Source organism: Desulfuromonas acetoxidans DSM 684 (assembly GCF_000167355.1).
In the GTDB taxonomy this organism is placed as follows: Bacteria; Desulfobacterota; Desulfuromonadia; order Desulfuromonadales; family Desulfuromonadaceae; genus Desulfuromonas; species Desulfuromonas acetoxidans.
Window position 1 is genome coordinate 120,959 of sequence record NZ_AAEW02000001.1, and the last position, 18,120, is coordinate 139,078.

The following is an 18,120-nucleotide window of genomic DNA, read 5'->3' on the forward strand; positions in this document are numbered from 1 at the left end:
TTTCTCCTTTTATACGTTAAACAAAACCTTTATCAATCGGGGTCACCGACTCAATATCACCGGAAAATATTTCAATTGCCTTTTTCACCGTCGGGTGGGTCAGAGCGTCTTCACGCAAGCGTCGCTCGCGGTCACTCTCCTTTTTTTTTTTCGTTTCCACTAGAGACGGCGGCCCGGAAGCGTCATTGGTCAGCGCCTGAATCTTCAGATCCAGTTCCAGGCCGTACAACTCACGCACCAACTGCGTCAATCGATCGCGGGATTCAGCGTCATTCATCTGCTGCAGATGAAAGGACGACGGCGGGTAGCCGATCACCAACTCCGGTAGCGCCATCTTCATCAGACTGCCGTACTCCAACAACGACGCCAGTGAAGGCGACTTGCCCCGAACCTGAGCCACCAATTGTGACCAGTCACTCGGCGCGGCTCCTCCCTGCGGTGCAGCAACAGATGGCGGGTCAGCCACCGGCGCAGGTGCCTCTGCAACGACAGGTGCAGCCGGTTGCGATTCCTCGGCAGCCGACACCGACGGTGCCGACACCGGCGAAGGCGCAGATTGCGGTGCCGTGGCAGAGGGCGGTGCAGGAGCAGGGGGAGACTCTTTCGGCATCATCGCGGAGACCGGCGGAGCCTGCTGTGGTTGCGGCCGGGGAACAGACCCCGAAGAATAGCCCCCTTCGAGAGCTTCCACCTTGCGAATCAGACCGGCAATATCTTTGGCCGGCGGCAGACTCGCGGCACGCACCAGCGTCATTTCAACAAGAAGGCGCGGAAACGAAGAGGCGGACAGTTCCGTCTCAACCTTGATCAGCATACTGAGCAAGCGTTGCCAGTCATCCTGACCGGCCAGAGCGCTCAGCGATTTAAGCGCGTGAAGTTCGTCGCCGAAAACACCCAGATCTTCCTCGGGGTTTTCGACCAGAGAACAGAGAATCGCCTGGCGCACCGTTTCAACCAACTCCTGGCAGAACTGTCGGAAAGAGTGGCCGAGATCATCAACGCGACGCACCACATTCAGCACCATGGAACAATCCTGACGCATGCACCCTTCCAAGGCATCAAACAACAGACGTCGATCGACCATGCCCAGCAATCCCTGGACATCTTCGTCGGCCACCTGTTCGGAACAGAATGCCACCACCTGATCCAGAGTGGACAGACTGTCACGCATACTGCCACCGCCACGCTGGGCAATCAAGGCCAGGGCACGATCGGAGATGGTAATGTTCTCGGCATCGACAATCCGCCGCAACTGAGCCACAACCTTCGGTGCGGGAATTTTACGGAAATCAAAGCGCTGACAGCGCGACAGGATAGTAACGGGAATCTTATGCGGTTCTGTGGTCGCAAAGATAAATTTGACGTGTTCGGGAGGTTCTTCGAGGGTTTTGAGCAGTGCATTGAAGGCATTGATCGACAGCATGTGCACTTCGTCAATGATGAAAATCTTGTAGCGGCACTGTGAAGGCATATAGCGCAGCGTTTCACGCAGTTCACGCACATCATCAACACCAGTATTGGAGGCACCGTCGATCTCAAACACATCGACGCTGTGACCGCTGGAGATCTCTTCACAATGCTGGCACTGATTACACGGCTCCGCCGACGGTCCGTTTTCGCAGTTCAGCGCTTTGGCGAGAATCCGCGCCGCCGAGGTCTTGCCGACGCCACGTGCTCCGGTAAATAGAAAGGCATGATGGACACGACCACTGGCAATCGCATTGGCCAATGTACGACTGACATGTTCCTGACCGACCAGATCAGCAAATGTTTGCGGGCGCCACTTTCGCGCCATAACCAGATAGGACATGAAGAGCAACCTTGGGCTAAACCGGAACCACCACTGATTCAGGTTAAAGAAAATGACCGTGCAGCACTGTCGGAGCGGACCGACTGCTGGGCCCTCAGTATGCGGGGAATCAACGGCAAAATCAACGGCTATCCGTCATGGAATAAACGGAACGGGAACGCCAAAAACAAGATTGCCGCCACAAGTGGCAGCCAGGCACCCCCGCGGCACACCGACTAAATCGTTACCGCTGCTCCCTTCCGGGCCTGACGGGGTTCACGACCGTCCGTTGCGCGGGACCTGACTGCCGCTTCTGACGGCAATGGATTCCACCCTACAAACAAAAACAGCGTATTGGCCATTCGGCCGAACTACGCTTTGGCGACGGGCTGTCACAGCACCGACGTTGAAGCCCTGCGTGCAACTTCAGTTGTAAAAATCATGGCGAGGCGGGATTCACCAACCTCGTCGGCGCTTGCTCCGCTTCGAATCCCGGAGAACATGCTGCCATGTAAATGGCGGAGAGGGAGGGATTCGCCCACTTCGTCGCCAACGTCACGTTAGCTCCTGCGTCGGCGCTCGCTCCGCTTCGAATCCCAGAGAGCATGCTGCCATGTAAATGGCGGAGAGGGAGGGATTCGAACCCTCGGTAGCTTGCACTACACCCGCTTTCCAGGCGAGCACCTTCGACCGCTCGGTCACCTCTCCGCACTACATGAGGCGCAAATAGTACACAGCATTGCCGACGCTGTAAAGTCTTTTTCTTGCCCGCAGCACTGGCCGTTTAGCTCAACGCAGTCAACGATGATCATTGAGATTCCAGTCATACGGCAAAAACTCCAACAGTACCCGACCTTGACCAATCTGTTTCTGCCCGACCAGATCACCACTGAGCCGCTGCGCATAAGGGCGAAAGAAATCTTTTAGCGTTTCCCCACCACGAAAACCGATAAAATCACGGCTGTACCAATCAAAAAGAGACGACACTTCCAGCCGCCCGGTGGTGACATTGAATCGGTTACGCTGCCGATCCGACAGAAAACGAGACACCGCCTCATCAAGTTGCCGATCAAGATCAATGGCAATATAGGCTTCATCCAGCAACGCCGGACACCCCACCGAAGCACAGACCAAAGCAAAATGGATGCGTGGCTCATCAAAGCCGTAGCGGCCGCGAATCATCCGGTGTTCAATGTCATCCAGGGAGCATTCCTCTCCAAACAGCATAAAGAAACGCCGCTTCCACGGTGAACTGAACCAGGACCCGATCTCCTTGATCGAATCCACGGGATAATTCTGTAGCACCAGTTCCACGGTAAACGCATTGTAGGCATTGATAAGAAAAGCCAACTGTTCGTTACGTGACCAGCGCTGGTATTCCCGTTCAGGGACAGCGGAAACTTGCTGCAGATAGCGCGTTAAAGCACCACGGTCTTTCTGCCAGGCCATGTAGTCAACTTCAGAGGCCATCCCGTCACGTACCCAGACCACATATTTCTGCAACTGGTCGGTCCACTGCGTATGATGCTGATCAAACGCATGAGACGTTAACGGAAACACCACCAGAAACAACGCCACCACAAACCAACGGGTCATGACACTCTCCGCATCCAGTCGTGAAAGCGCTTCAGCCAAGGCTTGAGTGCCGCCGGAAAGTGGCGACGCTGCCATTCACCGGCCACCAGCTTGTTGCCTTCGGCCAGGGTGGGATAAACATGGATGGTGGCAAGGATCTTTTTCAGGCCAAGACCGTTTTTCATCGCCAGGACAAATTCGGCCAGACAATCTCCGGCATGAGCACCAACGATGGTCACGCCGAGAATGGTGTCCTTGCCGGGAACCGTCAACACCTGAATCCAGCCCGGTGTGGTAGTGTCGGTCACCGCCCGGTCCAACTCGCCGTAATCAAGGCGGGTAACTTCGTAAGCAATCTTTTGTCGCAGGGCATCCTGTTCGTTGAGCCCGACGCGAGCCACTTCCGGATCGACGAAGGTGGTCCACGGCACCAGACTGACATCAACACGGCGCCGCCAGATACGATCAAACAAGGCATTAAGACTTGCCGTGGCCGCCTGATGGGCGGCCATGTGGGTAAATTGATATGGTCCCACCACGTCTCCGGCACAATAGATACTGGGAACGGAGGTGCGCAACGTCCCATCGGCCTGCAACGCGCCACGGCGATCAACAGTCCCGCCCAAGACTTCAAAACCAAAGCCTTGCGTCATCGGCTGACGACCAACGGCAAACAACAGCGCGTCACCATGAACAGTCCGCTCCTCATCACCGACATGGCAAGTTAAAACAATCTCGTCCTGCTGACGGGCCACGTGCTGCAAATCACAGTTCAAACACAGTTCAACGCCTTCATCGTGGAACACCTGCTGAACCAATTCGCAGACAGCCCGATCCTCGCGCTTTAACAGGCGCTCGCCATGCACCACCTGCACCACCTGACTGCCAAGCCGATTGAACGCCTGACTCAGCTCACAACCGATGGGGCCACCTCCCACCACAATCAGACGACGTGGCTTCTGTCGCAATGACCAGATGGTGTCCGAGGTATAATAATCAACGCTGTCCAGCCCCGCTAACTCCGGAACCACCGGCGTGGCACCAGTGGCCAACACGATCCTCCGTGTCGTCAGCACCCGATCACCAACCGCCACCTCATGCCCGGAGAGCAGATGCGCCTGACCGTGAAAACATTCCACCCCCAACGACTGGTAACGTTCAACGGAATCATGCGGTTCAATGGTGCGAATGGTCTGCTGAACCCGTTCCATAACCTGAGCAAAATCAACGTCAACATCCTGGCCAGGCAAACCGTAATGATCGGCCTGCCGCATCTGCTGTGCCAGATGGGCTGAGCGAATCAGCGCCTTGCTTGGCACACAGCCTCGATTAAGACAATCGCCACCCATCTGTGCCTGTTCAACTAATGCCACCCGCGCCCCGGCTGCGGCAGACAGATAGGCACTGACCAACCCGGCAGCACCGGCACCAACAACCACAAGGTTGTAGTCATAGCGTTGTGGCAACCAGTGTTGCATCAGCTCCGCCATTTTCATGGGAGTTCCCCGTCATCTTGCGGATTAAGAAATTCAGCAATCACCTGACGCAACTGCTCAATCTTAACCGGCTTTGTCAAACAGGCATTGAGGCCCACCTGTTGAAATTTTTCCCACTGACGGCCGTCGGAAAAGGCCGTCAGGCCGACGATAGGCACCGTCACTCCGGCATCGCGAATCTGCTCGGTGGCTGTCAATCCATCCATCTGCGGCATGTGATAATCCATCAGCACCAGATCATAGGACTGGTTCAAACAACGCTCGATAGCGGCCAGACCGTCACTGACCCGATCAACACACAGCTGCAACTCCTGCAGGCGTACTTTCATCAGGGTCGCAGTGGCATCATCATCTTCAACCAGCAACACACTACGCCCCATACAGTTCTCCACCGGCAGTCGCGGTGCCACCCTGTCCATCGGTGGAACCAAGGCATCATCAGCAACGCGCATCGGCAATGAAAAATAGAAGCAACTGCCCTGCGTATCGTCCTGACAGCTCTCCACGCCAATCACCCCACCCATCTGCTCCACCAGGCCTTTACAAATGGCCAGGCCCAGACCGGTACCGCCGTATTTACGCGTTGTCGAGCTGTCTGCCTGGCTGAAACTTTCAAAAACCCGCTCACGCAAGGAATCGTCGATGCCGATGCCCGTATCACACACCGCGACATGGACCAAGTGATGGTCATCCTGCTGTTCGGCGTCCACCTTGACACTCACCTGCCCCTGCTCGGTAAATTTAATGGCATTGCTGACCAGGTTGACGAGAATCTGTCGCACCCGATGCTGATCGCCCAGCAACAGATCGGGCAACGAGGCATTACTGGCCAGCTCAAGGCGTAATCCTTTTTGGCGAGCGTTAACACCGAGAATGGCCACCACATTTTCAATACATTCACGCAAGTTAAACGGTGACTCCTCCAACACCAGCTTTTCCGCTTCGATTTTAGAAAAATCAAGAATATCGTTGATCAGGCTTAACAATGAATCGGACGCATCATTCGCCATGGTCAGGTATTGACGCTGCTCGTCATCCAGCGACGACTCCAACACCTGCTGCAGAGCCGCAATGGTTACCGTCATCGGTGTGCGGATTTCATGACTGACCACCGCCAGAAATTCACTCTTGGCCCGATTCGCAGCTTCGGCTTCTTCCGTAGCCTGGCGCATAGCCAGAATGGAGCGATTGCGTTGCAACCGCTGCCAAGTCCCCTGTAACAGCAACACCATCTGGCGGATATCAAAATCGCTGTAAGGTTCCTCCTTGTCGAGCAGACCGATCACGGCAACAATGTGACCGTCTTCCAACAGTGGCACCTGCAGATAACGATCATAGTTCAGACTCCCGTCCAACCACTCCTGCAAGCGATAATTGTACAACTGCGGCTGGCGACAATCCGGCAAGCCGATCTGCCGTTCAAACCAATCAGCGCCTTCCTTAAGATTGCTCGCCTTAATGGTCAACTCGGTACAACCGCCACCTGTCACCGCCAGAAAACCACCATGACTGTCACAAATACGCAACGCTTGGCCGAGAATGTAATGGCACACCTGTTTTTCCGGAAACTCAAGCATCTGCTGTAAGGTGAGCAGCGCTTCCATCCGAATCTCTTCACACTGGGCAGAACGATCGGCCTTCTTTCGTTCGGTGACATCAACAGCCGTGGTCAAACACAAGATCTCTCCCCGCCAGGAAAACGATTCCAGGTAGACATCAAAATGGATCAGACCACCGTCACGATGCAAGCCACGCAGCTCCATATGGCAGCCCTCATCTGAATTGATGGTCTGAGCGACACTGTCGAGATAATTGGCACAATCGTCCACGTGAATCCGTTCGCTGAGGGTCAAACTGAGCAGTTCCTCGAGTTCGTAACCGTACATGCGACACGCCGCCGGGTTAGCATCCACCAACTGACCATTTCTGCGGTAGAGCAGGAACCCGTTGGAACCCAATTCAAAAATCGCCCGATAATGGCGCTCACGCTCGCGCAATGAACGCTCCACCTCACGAAAATCAGTGACATCGCGCATGGTCGCCAAAACCACTTCATCGCCATTGAGTCGCAGCGCCTGTAACACAACATCCGCTTCACGCAAATGGACGCCGCGCAAATATTGCCAGGAAAAGTATTGCGTTCCTTCACGCATTGCAGTTTCAGCATAATGACGCGCGGCGGACAGGGAGCTACGCCCGTCAGGTTGAAATTCCGGAGCAAAGGAACTGACTGCTTGACCAACGACATCGTCCTCGTGGCGATCGAGCAATAAACAGCCCTGGCCATTTGTTTCAAGAATTTGCCCTGCCTTGACAACAAACACACCATCGGCCGTATTTTCAAACAAGGTCCGGTAACGCAGCTCCTTGTTTTCCAATCCGCGCAACAGGGGACGAGTAATTTTCCAGAACAGGAAGGTACCGGCCAAAACCAGCAAGCCGGCCACCAGGGTCAGATAAGGTGTCGCGTGTAAAAAGGGTTGCTTCAGGCTGGACAGTTCAACTTTCACCACCAGGCCGAGGTTAAGACGATGGATCGGTTCATACGCGGCAAGTGACGACTGCCCGTCACAATCCGTGAACTCGATCACACCACTTTCACCCAGCAGTGCGCGCCGCATCGGCTCCGCTTGTCCGGAAGAGAAGGGGATCATTTTCCCCGCATGAATCCCCCTACTGTAGTGATGAACGATAAACTTAATCTTATCAAGATGGCGCAGGGCAATGACAAATTCGCCAAGATGTCCGTCATCGGGCATACCGTGATAACAGGAGCGGATCAGATCGAGAGCCTGATCTTTGTTTACCCCACCGGCATCATGGAGGACAAAGTCAATCGCCCGTTCAATAAAACGCGCCTGACTGTAGGCAATATTGCGCAGATGGGCGGTCTCGTCGCGCACTTCAACGCGATAAAGCGTCCACATGGTGGCTCCACCAACACCTACCGCCACCAGTATCATCACCAGAAACAGTGTGATTATCCGTCGTTGCTCCGCCACAGTTCCCTCACATGAATAGACATGGAAAATTAAAATAGTACCTGATTCAGCGAAAGTCTAAAGTGTTTTTCTTGTATTTTAGGCGTTCAAGTCATCACCGTGGTGTTTCCGTGCTATTCTTGGGGCTACTTTTCCACGTCATCAGGGAGTCCCATGGTTTATTCTGACAAAAGCTTACAAGTTGCAAAACTGGCCGCTGCCTACCGCCTGCTACCGCCACTGACTGACCAGCAGCAACGCCACCAACGTGAAGTGGATCGTCTGGCTCTGACATGGAGCAGTACCGCCCTGGCAGGCAATCAGCTCACCCTTGAAGAAACCCGCCTAGTTCTTACTGAAGATATCGCCGTCGGCGGCAAACCCCTCAGCCACCACGTACAGATTCTCGGTCACAGCGAGGCGTTTAACATGCTCTACCTTCTGGCCCGTCTTGAAGGTCTGGAATCCGCCCACGTCTGTGCACTGCACCAACTGTACAGCTACCGGCTTGATGCCGAACACGCCGGAAAATTTCGCACCGATCACCTGACCATCAGTGAGACCAGTTTCATGCCACCATCACCGGCCGAAATTCCCACAGCACTCAACGCCCTGATCGACCAATCCGAACAGCAACGCCAGCAAAATCCGCCCCTGGTTTATGCCGCCTGGCTGCACAACCAATGCATGGCCATCCACCCGTTTGCCACAGCCAATGACATTGTCGCCCGCCTGCTGCTCAATCTGGCGCTGTTGCAATGTGGCTATCCCATGGCCGTGATTGCCCCTCAACAACGAGATGCCTACCTCAGCGCCTTACGTGCGGCCCACAACGGCGACCACCAACCGTTTATCAACCTGCTGTCCCATCAACTGGTTATCGCCCTGGAAAAACGTCTTCACCAAGCATCCTCATAAAAAAACAGCACCCACCGGAAAGGATGAATGCTGCTTAAAACAGGTTATAACAGGGCAGACACTATCGATTCTGCTGACGACGCACGGTAATGGTTTCACCACCGACACCCCAGTTATCGGTCTCCACTTCGTCAATCACCACCAAGGTGGTGGCCGGATTTTTGCCCAGCACATCCACCAGCAACTGAGTCGCGCCCTGTATCAGTCGCGCCTTCTGTTTGGCCGTAGCACCCTCTTTGGTAATTTTGATATTCACGTATGGCATGATAGGCCTCCTAATCAATGCGATCCAGATCAATCATCTGATCAGTCACCTCGGTAAACGCCACATCGTGGCTGATAAGAAACAGCTGGTCATACCAGTGCTCCGTCACCTCTTCCTTGCCAACATCAATGGCACGAAAGGCATGGGCCAGATTCTCGCGACGGGCGGCATCCAGATTGGAGGTCGGCTCGTCAAAAAAGGCAATGCGCGCGCCAATGGTCTGCAGCATGGCCAGTCGCAGGGCCACCACTGCGCTCATGGTCTGGCCGCCGGACAACTGATCATCGGCGCGCTCGCGCAGTTCGCCGTCCGCCATGTCGCGCAACACAATCTGGTAGTTATCCCCCCAGGCCAGTTCCTCATCCACCTCGGCAATAATGCGATAGATTTGATTGGCCCGCTGGCTGATCTCTTCACGAAAGCGCTCCGACAATGACGCCGACACTTTGTTGAACACCCGGTTGCGCAAAAATTTGACCAGTTCCTCTTTCTCGCCATAGGCTTTAATTTGGGCCTGTTTGGCAATAATCTCTTGTTCGATGGCCTTCAAGGCGTCGATTTCAGCGGCCAGCCGCGTCATCTCTTGAGCCAGGCCTTTCAGCTTCATCTCCAGCGAACCGACGTCACGACCAAGGCCATCCTTTTCGTCACGCAAGGACTGGTGCGCTTTAGCATCATAGTGTTCGGCGAGAGTCTTCTGTTCCTCCTGTTTCGTCGCCAGTTCACCCTGAAGCTGTTTTAGAAACGCCTCAAATTTTGCCAACTCCAGCTGCAACCCTTCCAGCTTGGCCGCCTGCCCCTGATGGGCCACGTAAAGATCACGCGCCTGCTGATGGCGTTTCGCAGCGGCTTCAGCCGTTTCAATCTCCGCAGTAAGCGAGGCAAAGGTCGCCAGTTCTTCCTGCTTGGCGGCCAGACGTTGACGCAACAATTCAAGCTCTTTTTGTGTGCTAGACAGAGCAGACTCACGACGATCAAGCTCTTTACCACGGCCTTCCAGCTGTCCCACCTGTTCCTCCACGGCCTTCCGCTGCACCACAAAAGCCTGGATCTGCTCATGGGCCTTCACCGCTTCAGCTTCTTGCCGCTCCAGATCAAGCAACTCTTCCTGCACGCGGCTGCGCGCCCCTGCCAGCTCATCCAGTTTGACGGAAAACACATCTGCGGACGGACTTTCAGCGAGGTTCAGGCATTTTTCCTGAAAAAACGGGCACACCCCTTCACCGAGCTTGTCACGGCCCTCTTCCAAACCAAAGCGACGACCATCCAGACGACCCAACTGGTCGCGCCGTTGCTTGATGGTCTCACGCAACTGCGGCAACTGCTCGGCTCGTTGCTGCACCGTCTCGGCAATATTCAGCAGCGCAGATTTCTGTTTCAGCGCCTCCCGTTCTGCAACCAGCTCCTGACGGGCCACGGCAATCCCTTTAGTCTCCGTCTCAATACTGGCGGACAACGCGGAACTCTGATTGGTCAAGGCGGCCAGCTCCTGATCGAGGCACCGTTGCTGCTTCTGTTGTTCGCGCAACCCGGTCAAACGCTGCTTCGCCTGTTCATAAGCCTGCTTTCCAGCCGCGTTGTCGGCAACAAGCTGGCGTGACTTCTCCGCCTCAACAATCAAGATCTTGTGCCGGGTAATTTTTTCATGGCCGTTGTCAATGCGCTCGGTGAGCTTTTCCACCTCAACCGCCACCTGACGCAGGGCCTGTTCACGATCATCAAGGGCTTTAAGCTGGTCAAAAAGCTGTTGAAGTTTCTGCTGTTTATCGGCCAGTTCTTTAGCCGTTGTCGCGTGATCCTGCTTGGCGGCTTTGTGGGCAACCCGTTTTCCCGGCAACGCCGCCACCTGATCTTTGAGCGGTCCGATGGCCCCTTCCAGCACTTCGACCCGATTTTTGATCGCCTTTTGCAGGGCATTGGTCTCGCTGAACGTCTTGCGCCACGAATCAATACCGAGAATCTCGTCAAACTTGTTGCGCCGTGTCGTCGGTCGCTTTTCAACGAACGGGCCGAGGAATTCATTCTGAAACGGACCGATCACCAACTCAAACTGCTCCGCCAGGGAGCGACCGTTGTCCAGCCCGAGCAATTCTTTGAGCCGTGCCTCGGTTTCCTTGATATCCTTGTGCTCCTCCACCTCGAAATCACCGCCGACCTCCTTGGCCAACAGCCACTTGCTCGGCGTACCCACGGTGCGGCTGACCTGATAATTCTCTTCGTCCACCATAAAGGTGACACCAATCTCGCCACGTTTGGCACCAATGGAGACAAACCGCTCCACCTTGCCGACAAAGCTCTGCGCATCCACGCCGAACAATGCATAGCCGATTGCTTCAAACACGGTACTCTTGCCGACACCGTTGGGGCCGGACAACACATTGATGCCAGGCGCAAAGTTCAGCGTGGTATCGCGGTGGGATTTGATGTTTTTCAGATGGATGGAAAGGATTTGCATGTTACGCCCCCTCCCCATCGAGCAACGCCAACAGCTCATCGCCATCGACATCGCCCTTTTGCACGGCATCGCGCAACAGCAAAGATAGCTTTACCAGTTCCTCTTCGCGGCCTTGATAGTCACTCGACGCGCCCACCAGCTCATGCAACACATCCTGCTCAATCTCGCTCAGGCTCTTCTTGGCGGTAGCGTTGTCTTTGGCGCGGGTGACCAGCGATAGATGATTTTTGATTTCGACATGCAAAGGCTGGGCGATGTCGTCGAGGGCGGCACGCAACCGCTCGCGGCCCAGTTCAAACGGATGAAAGCCCACCTTGCCAACCAGCTTCAGTTCCAGCAATGGGCGGCGGTTATCCGTCTGCTCAGCGACAAGTTCCTGCACCTGACGGGCAAAGGAATCCATGGCCTCGTCAGCATGCTGGGCACCGCCCAGATCAATGGCCGCTACCATCATCGGCCGTGGCATGGTGATTTTAAACTCTGCACAGACATGGCCATCCTCAATACTGACGAGATAATAGCCTTTGTCATACGTTTCTTCACCGAAATTGACCCGTTCCGGCGAGCCGGGATTGTAGGCATAGGGCGTACCGTCGGGCGTTTTCACCACGTAGGGTTTATGGCCGTGCCCCAGCGCGACGTAGCTGAACGTCTCCGCCAGGGGATGGGCTTCGTCCGGCTTCATATTGCCGATCTCCACCGGCGAATAACTCCAGATCCCAACATGGAACAACAACAGGTTGTTGTCCGTGGTCACGGCCTGACAGATGCGCTCCACATGGCTACCAGCCTGGGCACCGATATAGCCAAGGCCGTAGATATTCACACCGTTGATATCGACGTGGCCACCCATACCGCTTTCCTCGTCAAAGGGCACAAAGTGGTAACCGCCCTCCTCAGTACGGGCCGGACGCAGCAGCTTGATATAGCCCATCTGCGACAACGCCTCCATCCACGAAATACTGTCGCGGCGGTGAATCCAGTCGTGATTGCCCTCGATGGCAATGCAGGGGATGCCGGCATCCTTGAGCGGTTGCAGGGTTTCAATAGTTTTGGCAAAGGTCTTGGGCAGAATCTGGCCGACATGAAACAGATCACCACCGACCAACAGCGCATCGACCTGTTCGGTCACGGCATCGGCAACGATCTGGGCCAGGCAGGTGAAAAAATCCTCGTAGCGCTCGGTTTCTCCGGGCGCATTGCGGTAGGTTTTGCCGAGGTGAATATCAGAAGTATGGATAAAACGCATCAGGGGTCCGTTGAGTGGTGAAAAGTAATGGTGCTTATTGTGTAATGATGTTGGCGTGGAGCGCCTCCAGCACCTTGACCATCGCCCAGGTATCCATTTCACAATAACGCAGCAGGTCGCGACGCAGCTGGTCCAGCTCTTCCCCCAGCTCCATGGCGCACATGGTGTGATAAGCCTGCATGGCGGCCGAGCCGTCGGCAATGGTCAGTTCCTTGTAATTCAGCTCCGGCACCATGGCGGGCAGCACCTCTTTGATGGAGTAGGAGCCCTGCATCTGCCAGCGATAGAGGTCACGCTTACGGAACGGTTCCATCAGGTCACGGATGTTGGCGATGCGCTGTTGGAGGGCGTCGGCCAGATCGGGAAACTGCTTGGCCAGCTCACGCAGCACGCCCTTTTCGAAACTCTGGTTGTAGGTGAGGATACACGCATCTTCCGGGATCACCGCCAGCAGCTGCTCGGCCAGCTCGCGGCGAGGGTCAACATTGGGCGGGGCCAGATACTCGAAATGTTGGGCGTCACCACCGGCCACTTGCTGGGCATGGATGGAATATTGAAACGGCACCTGTTGATAGGGGCGCGTGCCATCGAATTTGGGGATCGGCGCACTGAAGGTTTCGAAATCAAGGTGATAGAGCGGATACCACAGGCTGTCGAGAAACGCCTGCACGCCCTCGGCATGAACGGTATCCTGCTGATGTAACGTGGCCTCCACCTGCTGACGCTGCTTGGCATTCAGTTGGTCGAGGGGAATCTCGTCAAAAGTCACCACACCGCGGCGGTAGAGGTCGAACTTGTTGACGCCGCGTCCGCGCAGATCGAACACCGAGTTGGCCGGAATGTGCTGCCAGCAGTAGGGGATAAAATCGCACTCAAACGGATCGGTGCAGTGTGGGCCGATGTCGACATCCGGCTCGTTGAGTTGGCGCAGGGTTTCGCGCAGCTCGCGCACGCCATCGGGGATATGCTGCAGGCGCACCTTGACCTGAGTGGTGACCTCTTCGCTGTGAAACAGCTGGTGCACGTCAATCTCCCCCTGGCGCACGTAGCTGTTGTCTATATGGACAAGGAACGACTTGGAAATCGACAGCCCGCAACCGTTCAACACATAGTGCTGAATGGCTACATCGTCGAGGTTGACATCCTTGACCGAGGTGCCCATTTTCACTTCATGAATCTGCCACTGATCGCCGTCGCGCACCAGCAGGTCGACTTTGACAAAGATGGCGGAAAAGGAAAAGGACGCCTCGTAAATGACATCTGCCCCCTGCTCGATCAGTTCTTTGGTCTTGGCCAGCTGCGCCGGAACGGTCAGACCTTCATAAGGTACTTCGACTCCGCCAGGATAAAGCTGTTGGGCAAGGATGCCCACTTCGGTACCGGCGCGAAACTTGGCTTCGAGATCGGGACGTTCGGGCAGGACAAACTCCGGTGGCCGCTTGGTCAGCCATAACGCTTTGGGGCATTGAAAGCCTTTGAGCAGCAGCGATTTGCTCAGTCCCATGCTGACTTTTTTTGCCATGAGCCCTCCTGAAGGAAACGTTCTGCAACGGAATCAAACGCCATGATCATAGCTTGGCCATGCATCATTTTCCAGCCGTTTCCCTGCCTACACTTTTGGCAAGAACAACAAAGAGGCTACAAAGAGGCCGTCGCTCCAAATGTCGTTAATACGTAGTTAACCCGCTCTTGAGCAGCATCATGTTTACGCTTGAGTTTTTCAATGTGGCGCAAGCGGGGCAATAAGCCCTGACCATTGGCGACCTGAATGGACAAGCCAGGTCGGGCATTGAGTTCTAGCAACAGCGGACGGTTGTCACTGTCGAGGACAATATCAGTCCCGATATAGCCAAGGCCGGTCATATCATGACAGCGTGCGGCCAGGTAAAGGATCTCCTGCCAGCCGGGGATGTCAATTTCAGACAGAATTCTGCCGGTATCGGGATGAACCTCCAGTGGCAGGGAGAATAGCACGGCGTCGAGTGAGGTACCGGTGGCGATATCAAGTCCGACACCGATGGCCCCCTGATGCAGGTTGGCTTTGCCATCGGAGCGTTGGGTGGCCAAACGCAACATCGCCATTACCGGGTAGCCCTGAAAGACGATAATGCGGATATCGGGCACCCCCTGATGGGAGAAGCCGGTGAACATGTCGGAAAACTCCACCAGTTCTTCGACAATCGCCACGTCCGGGGTTCCGGCCAGGGAGTAGAGTCCGGCGAGAATATTAGAGATATGGCGTTTGATATCGGTGAGCCCGAGACGAACGCCTGAGGTGGTGACAAATCGGCCCTGTTCCTGGGTTTTAATCACCAGAATCCCTTTACCGCCGGAGCCTTTAGCCGGCTTGATGGCAAAGCCGTCGAGTTTGCGAAACAGATTTTCCGCGTTTCTCAGCCGGTGCTGCTCACGGATGACGAAATGCAGCTTTGGCGCGGGGATGTCAAAACGTTGGGCAAGTTTTTTGGTTTTCAGCTTGTCGTCCACCAGCGGATAGAGTTTGCGCTGGTTGTAACGGCCAATGAACTCAATATTGCGAGCGTTCATGCCGAGAATGCCCATGTCTCGCAAGCTTTTGAACCACATCACAGCCTCAACTTGAGCCGCAAGGCCCGGAAGCGACGCAATTCGGTCCATTTATAGCCGGTGTAATTGCCCATGGTCATAATCAAAGCGAGCACAATCAGGTTGATCTCGGGAAAGTTGAAACTGAGATAGGCGGCGGTTGGCCAGCTCATCAGCAGATAGGCACAGACGGCCACCAGCAGACTGCCGCCCCCCTGCAGCACCACTTCGCGCGGGCCCTGGTCTTCCCATAAAATCGACATCCGTTCAATGGTCCAGGCAATAATGATCACCGGAAAAAATGTCACGGTCATGCCGGAGTTCAATCCGATCTGATAGCCGAACAGACTCGAAAAGACAATAATCATCAGCACCAAAATCACGATGGTGGAAATACGCGCCACCAGCAGCAGATTAAAATGGGACAGATAACTGCGCAGCAGCAGGCCAAAGGAAACAATGGCGACAAAACTGACCAGGCCGGGTAGCAGAGCGGTTTGCAGAAACGACAGCGCTATGAGAATCGGCATAAAGGTGCCGGAAGTCCGCAGCCCAACTAAAACATTCATGAAGACCACCACCAGAGCGCCCAGCGGAATCAGCAACATCACCTTGAGCATATTCTGTTCTTCCACCGGTAGCCGCTGCATATCAAACAGGGAAAAACGGGTCTGTTCAGGGCCATCCAAAGCTAACTGCTTGGCAGAAATACTCTGTCGGGTCACCGCAAAACTAACCTTGGAACTCCGTCCACCGCTGACATCCAGCAGGGAGAAATCATCCAGGTTCCACAACATAAAATTTTCCGGCGGTCCCTGCTTCCCGGAGGTCGGATCAAACATCACCCAACCCTCGCCGTCATAAACGTTGAGCACTGGGGCAAGCAGCAGATTGTGACGATTTTCCTCCAAATGAAGCCCCTTGATAATCCGGGTTGGAATCCCGGCATCATTAAGCAACCTCTCCAGTAAAATTTCGACCGGCATGGAAGACAACAGCAGCGAGACATTCTGATCTTTATCGCCGGCATTCACCAGCTTGATCAATTCACTGCACATGGTCAGGACTGAATCTGACCGGGCATGAGCAAGCTCCAGCACATGGCGCGCTGCACCAAGCTGGGATTCCTCCCAGAAAATGTCCATCGGGGCTGGTGGTGCGGCGGCCCAACGGGTCTCTGACAGTGGTTCGGCAGTCACCTGCACTTTGTAATAAAGAGTCTGGGGTCCGGTGGAATTGCGTACCGTCCACACCGCCCGGCGGTTGCCTCCACCGGCATCAATAATGGAAAAACCATACCCCGGAGACGCCGCCTGTTCATTGACTATTTTGAAGCGGGGGAGATGGTCCGGAATATCCAGACTGACCCGCACCGGTCCGCCTTTTGCGGCAAAATTGATTTTGGCCTCAACCAACCACACTTCGGCCTGTTCACCGGGGAGCAGCGGTGCGTTGGTCTGAGCATGACGCACCCACATTAGCCCCAGCCCAAGTACAAATAACGCGACAATAACACTGTAGAAAAGAACTCTAGGCATCGAAACAGTCCGTTAGCGCGAATGGGTGGGAACGGAAAGGAACTTCTTACTGACATCCACGGTCATCGAGTCCATGAGAATATTGCGGCCAATCAACACCGGATATTCAACATGCGCCCGATCCGACAGAGTAAACTCAGCACTACGAGTGACATTACCGAGGGCAACCAACAGTTCAACGACATAACGGCGCTCTTTCTCTTCGGTGATAGCCTGGATAATCTTGACCCGACGCACGACCCTGCACTCAAGAACAACCGGCTCGTCATTTTCCGGGTCGCTGATCTCGAAACGAACCCAGCGCTTACCATCGCGCTCAAACGGCTCGATGTTGCGGGCATCAATGGAGGAGGTTGTGGCCCCGGTATCGATGCGGGCGTTGAGCAGAACACCGGGCGGAGAAATATACACCTGCTCCACCGCACCAATCACCTGTCTGGTCGTTGTGTCGGTGTCAACAGCTACACTTTGCATATCGTTGTAACGCACCACGTCCGCAAAACGCTCCTGCTTTAAGCTGTCAAAGGCCTGATTCAGTTCAGCGAGCTGTTTTTTCAACGCCACCAACTGTTCATCTTGATTGGCCATCTTCTGCTGCAACTCAGTAACCGTCTGCGATTGGTTGGCAACCAGATCATCCTGCATCGATTCGAGTCGCCCGGTCAGTCTATCCAACTGATCCAATTGCTGTGTCTCCTGATCCAGCACCTGCTCCAGCATGATTTTGTCCTGCTGGGTGGCCAACACAAAATAAGGCTTGCAGCCGGCGGTTGTCAGCAACAGGGGCACTGCAACCAAAACGCTGAAAAAATAAAAACGTCGTATCATTAAAAAATCTCCCTTGGTGGACAACGCCACAAGAGTGTTTCCCATGGCGGCATCCAGAACCAACGCGTCCTCATACCAAGTTCCCTGACACTGTATTTTGGGCGCAAAAATCCTACAGCATCACGCCAATTGCGCGCGACACGGGTGGATCGGACCAGCGTACAACAGCCAGGCCAAGCCCAAGGCTTCAGCTGGAAGCCTTCTCACAGTGATGTGCTTTGGTAAAAATCAGGGAACCTTCATCCGCGTATTTCTCCTAGAGAATACAGGGACGTGACTGTCTTGATCTGCCAGGAGTTTCCCCCTACGGATGAAACCACGACAATCACGGGCGTGATGGGACGAAAAAAGAAACCACAAAACGGTCCGAAGACCAGAGGCTGTTCACAGTAGCATGCCTGACGCACGCTGTCCAGAAAACCACCAGTGGCGGACAGACTCCCGGCCCCCATTTTCACCAT

The 18,120-nt window shown here is 54.9% G+C and carries 12 protein-coding genes, 1 tRNA gene and 1 other RNA gene; 1 reads left to right on the forward strand and 13 read right to left on the reverse strand.

All coding sequences use genetic code 11. The features are described from left to right. Positions 1-16: 16 nt before the first annotated feature. The 6 genes from dnaX to DACE_RS16885 form a co-directional block, all read right to left on the reverse strand. On the reverse strand, positions 17-1,810 hold the full coding sequence (dnaX, locus tag DACE_RS00535) for a DNA polymerase III subunit gamma/tau (protein WP_005997471.1): 1,794 nt from the start codon (positions 1,808-1,810) through the stop codon (positions 17-19). Between the two features lie 186 nt (positions 1,811-1,996). Further along, positions 1,997-2,095: signal recognition particle sRNA small type (gene ffs / locus DACE_RS17740), an RNA gene on the reverse strand. Between the two features lie 314 nt (positions 2,096-2,409). Then, positions 2,410-2,497: transfer RNA gene (locus DACE_RS00540), tRNA-Ser, on the reverse strand. Between the two features lie 90 nt (positions 2,498-2,587). Beyond that, positions 2,588-3,385 (reverse strand): DUF547 domain-containing protein, encoded by a 798-nt coding sequence (locus DACE_RS00545; RefSeq protein WP_005997472.1) that lies wholly within the window; start codon positions 3,383-3,385, stop codon positions 2,588-2,590. Next, the gene (locus tag DACE_RS00550; protein ID WP_005997473.1) at positions 3,382-4,860 is read right to left on the reverse strand and encodes a dihydrolipoyl dehydrogenase family protein; all 1,479 of its coding nucleotides are present in this window, start codon (positions 4,858-4,860) and stop codon (positions 3,382-3,384) included. Before DACE_RS00550 ends, DACE_RS00545 begins: the two co-directional genes overlap by 4 nt. Then, positions 4,857-7,862 carry an ATP-binding protein gene (locus DACE_RS16885; RefSeq protein WP_005997474.1) on the reverse strand — a complete coding sequence of 1,002 codons (3,006 nt, stop codon included), beginning with the start codon at positions 7,860-7,862 and terminating at the stop codon, positions 4,857-4,859. Before DACE_RS16885 ends, DACE_RS00550 begins: the two co-directional genes overlap by 4 nt. A gap of 153 nt (positions 7,863-8,015) precedes the next feature. Here DACE_RS16885 and DACE_RS00560 point away from each other — a divergent pair, with 153 nt between their 5' ends. Beyond that, complete coding sequence (locus DACE_RS00560) at positions 8,016-8,759, forward strand: Fic family protein (RefSeq protein WP_005997475.1); 744 nt, start codon at positions 8,016-8,018, stop codon at positions 8,757-8,759. A gap of 61 nt (positions 8,760-8,820) precedes the next feature. On the opposite strand, the gene DACE_RS00565 is transcribed toward DACE_RS00560, so the two are convergent. The 7 genes from DACE_RS00565 to DACE_RS00595 form a co-directional block, all read right to left on the reverse strand. Further along, positions 8,821-9,024: a 2-hydroxymuconate tautomerase family protein gene (locus tag DACE_RS00565; protein ID WP_005997476.1), complete on the reverse strand. Its 204-nt coding sequence runs from the start codon at positions 9,022-9,024 to the stop codon at positions 8,821-8,823. A gap of 10 nt (positions 9,025-9,034) precedes the next feature. Further along, positions 9,035-11,479 carry an AAA family ATPase gene (locus DACE_RS00570; protein ID WP_005997477.1) on the reverse strand — a complete coding sequence of 815 codons (2,445 nt, stop codon included), beginning with the start codon at positions 11,477-11,479 and terminating at the stop codon, positions 9,035-9,037. A 1-nt stretch (position 11,480) separates the two neighbouring features. After that, complete coding sequence (locus DACE_RS00575) at positions 11,481-12,728, reverse strand: metallophosphoesterase family protein (RefSeq protein WP_005997478.1); 1,248 nt, start codon at positions 12,726-12,728, stop codon at positions 11,481-11,483. A 34-nt stretch (positions 12,729-12,762) separates the two neighbouring features. Further along, positions 12,763-14,250 carry a DUF2779 domain-containing protein gene (locus DACE_RS00580; RefSeq protein WP_005997479.1) on the reverse strand — a complete coding sequence of 496 codons (1,488 nt, stop codon included), beginning with the start codon at positions 14,248-14,250 and terminating at the stop codon, positions 12,763-12,765. 116 nt (positions 14,251-14,366) lie between these two features. Beyond that, a complete protein-coding gene (locus tag DACE_RS00585) occupies positions 14,367-15,314 on the reverse strand; it encodes an alpha-L-glutamate ligase-like protein (RefSeq protein ID WP_005997480.1) in 948 nt (315 codons plus the stop codon). Then, entirely contained in the window at positions 15,314-16,831 is a 1,518-nt protein-coding gene (locus DACE_RS00590; RefSeq protein WP_005997481.1) for an inactive transglutaminase family protein, read from the reverse strand. Before DACE_RS00590 ends, DACE_RS00585 begins: the two co-directional genes overlap by 1 nt. Before the next feature lie 12 nt (positions 16,832-16,843). Next, positions 16,844-17,704 (reverse strand): putative ATP-dependent zinc protease, encoded by an 861-nt coding sequence (locus tag DACE_RS00595; RefSeq protein ID WP_050769949.1) that lies wholly within the window; start codon positions 17,702-17,704, stop codon positions 16,844-16,846. Positions 17,705-18,120: the final 416 nt, after the last annotated feature.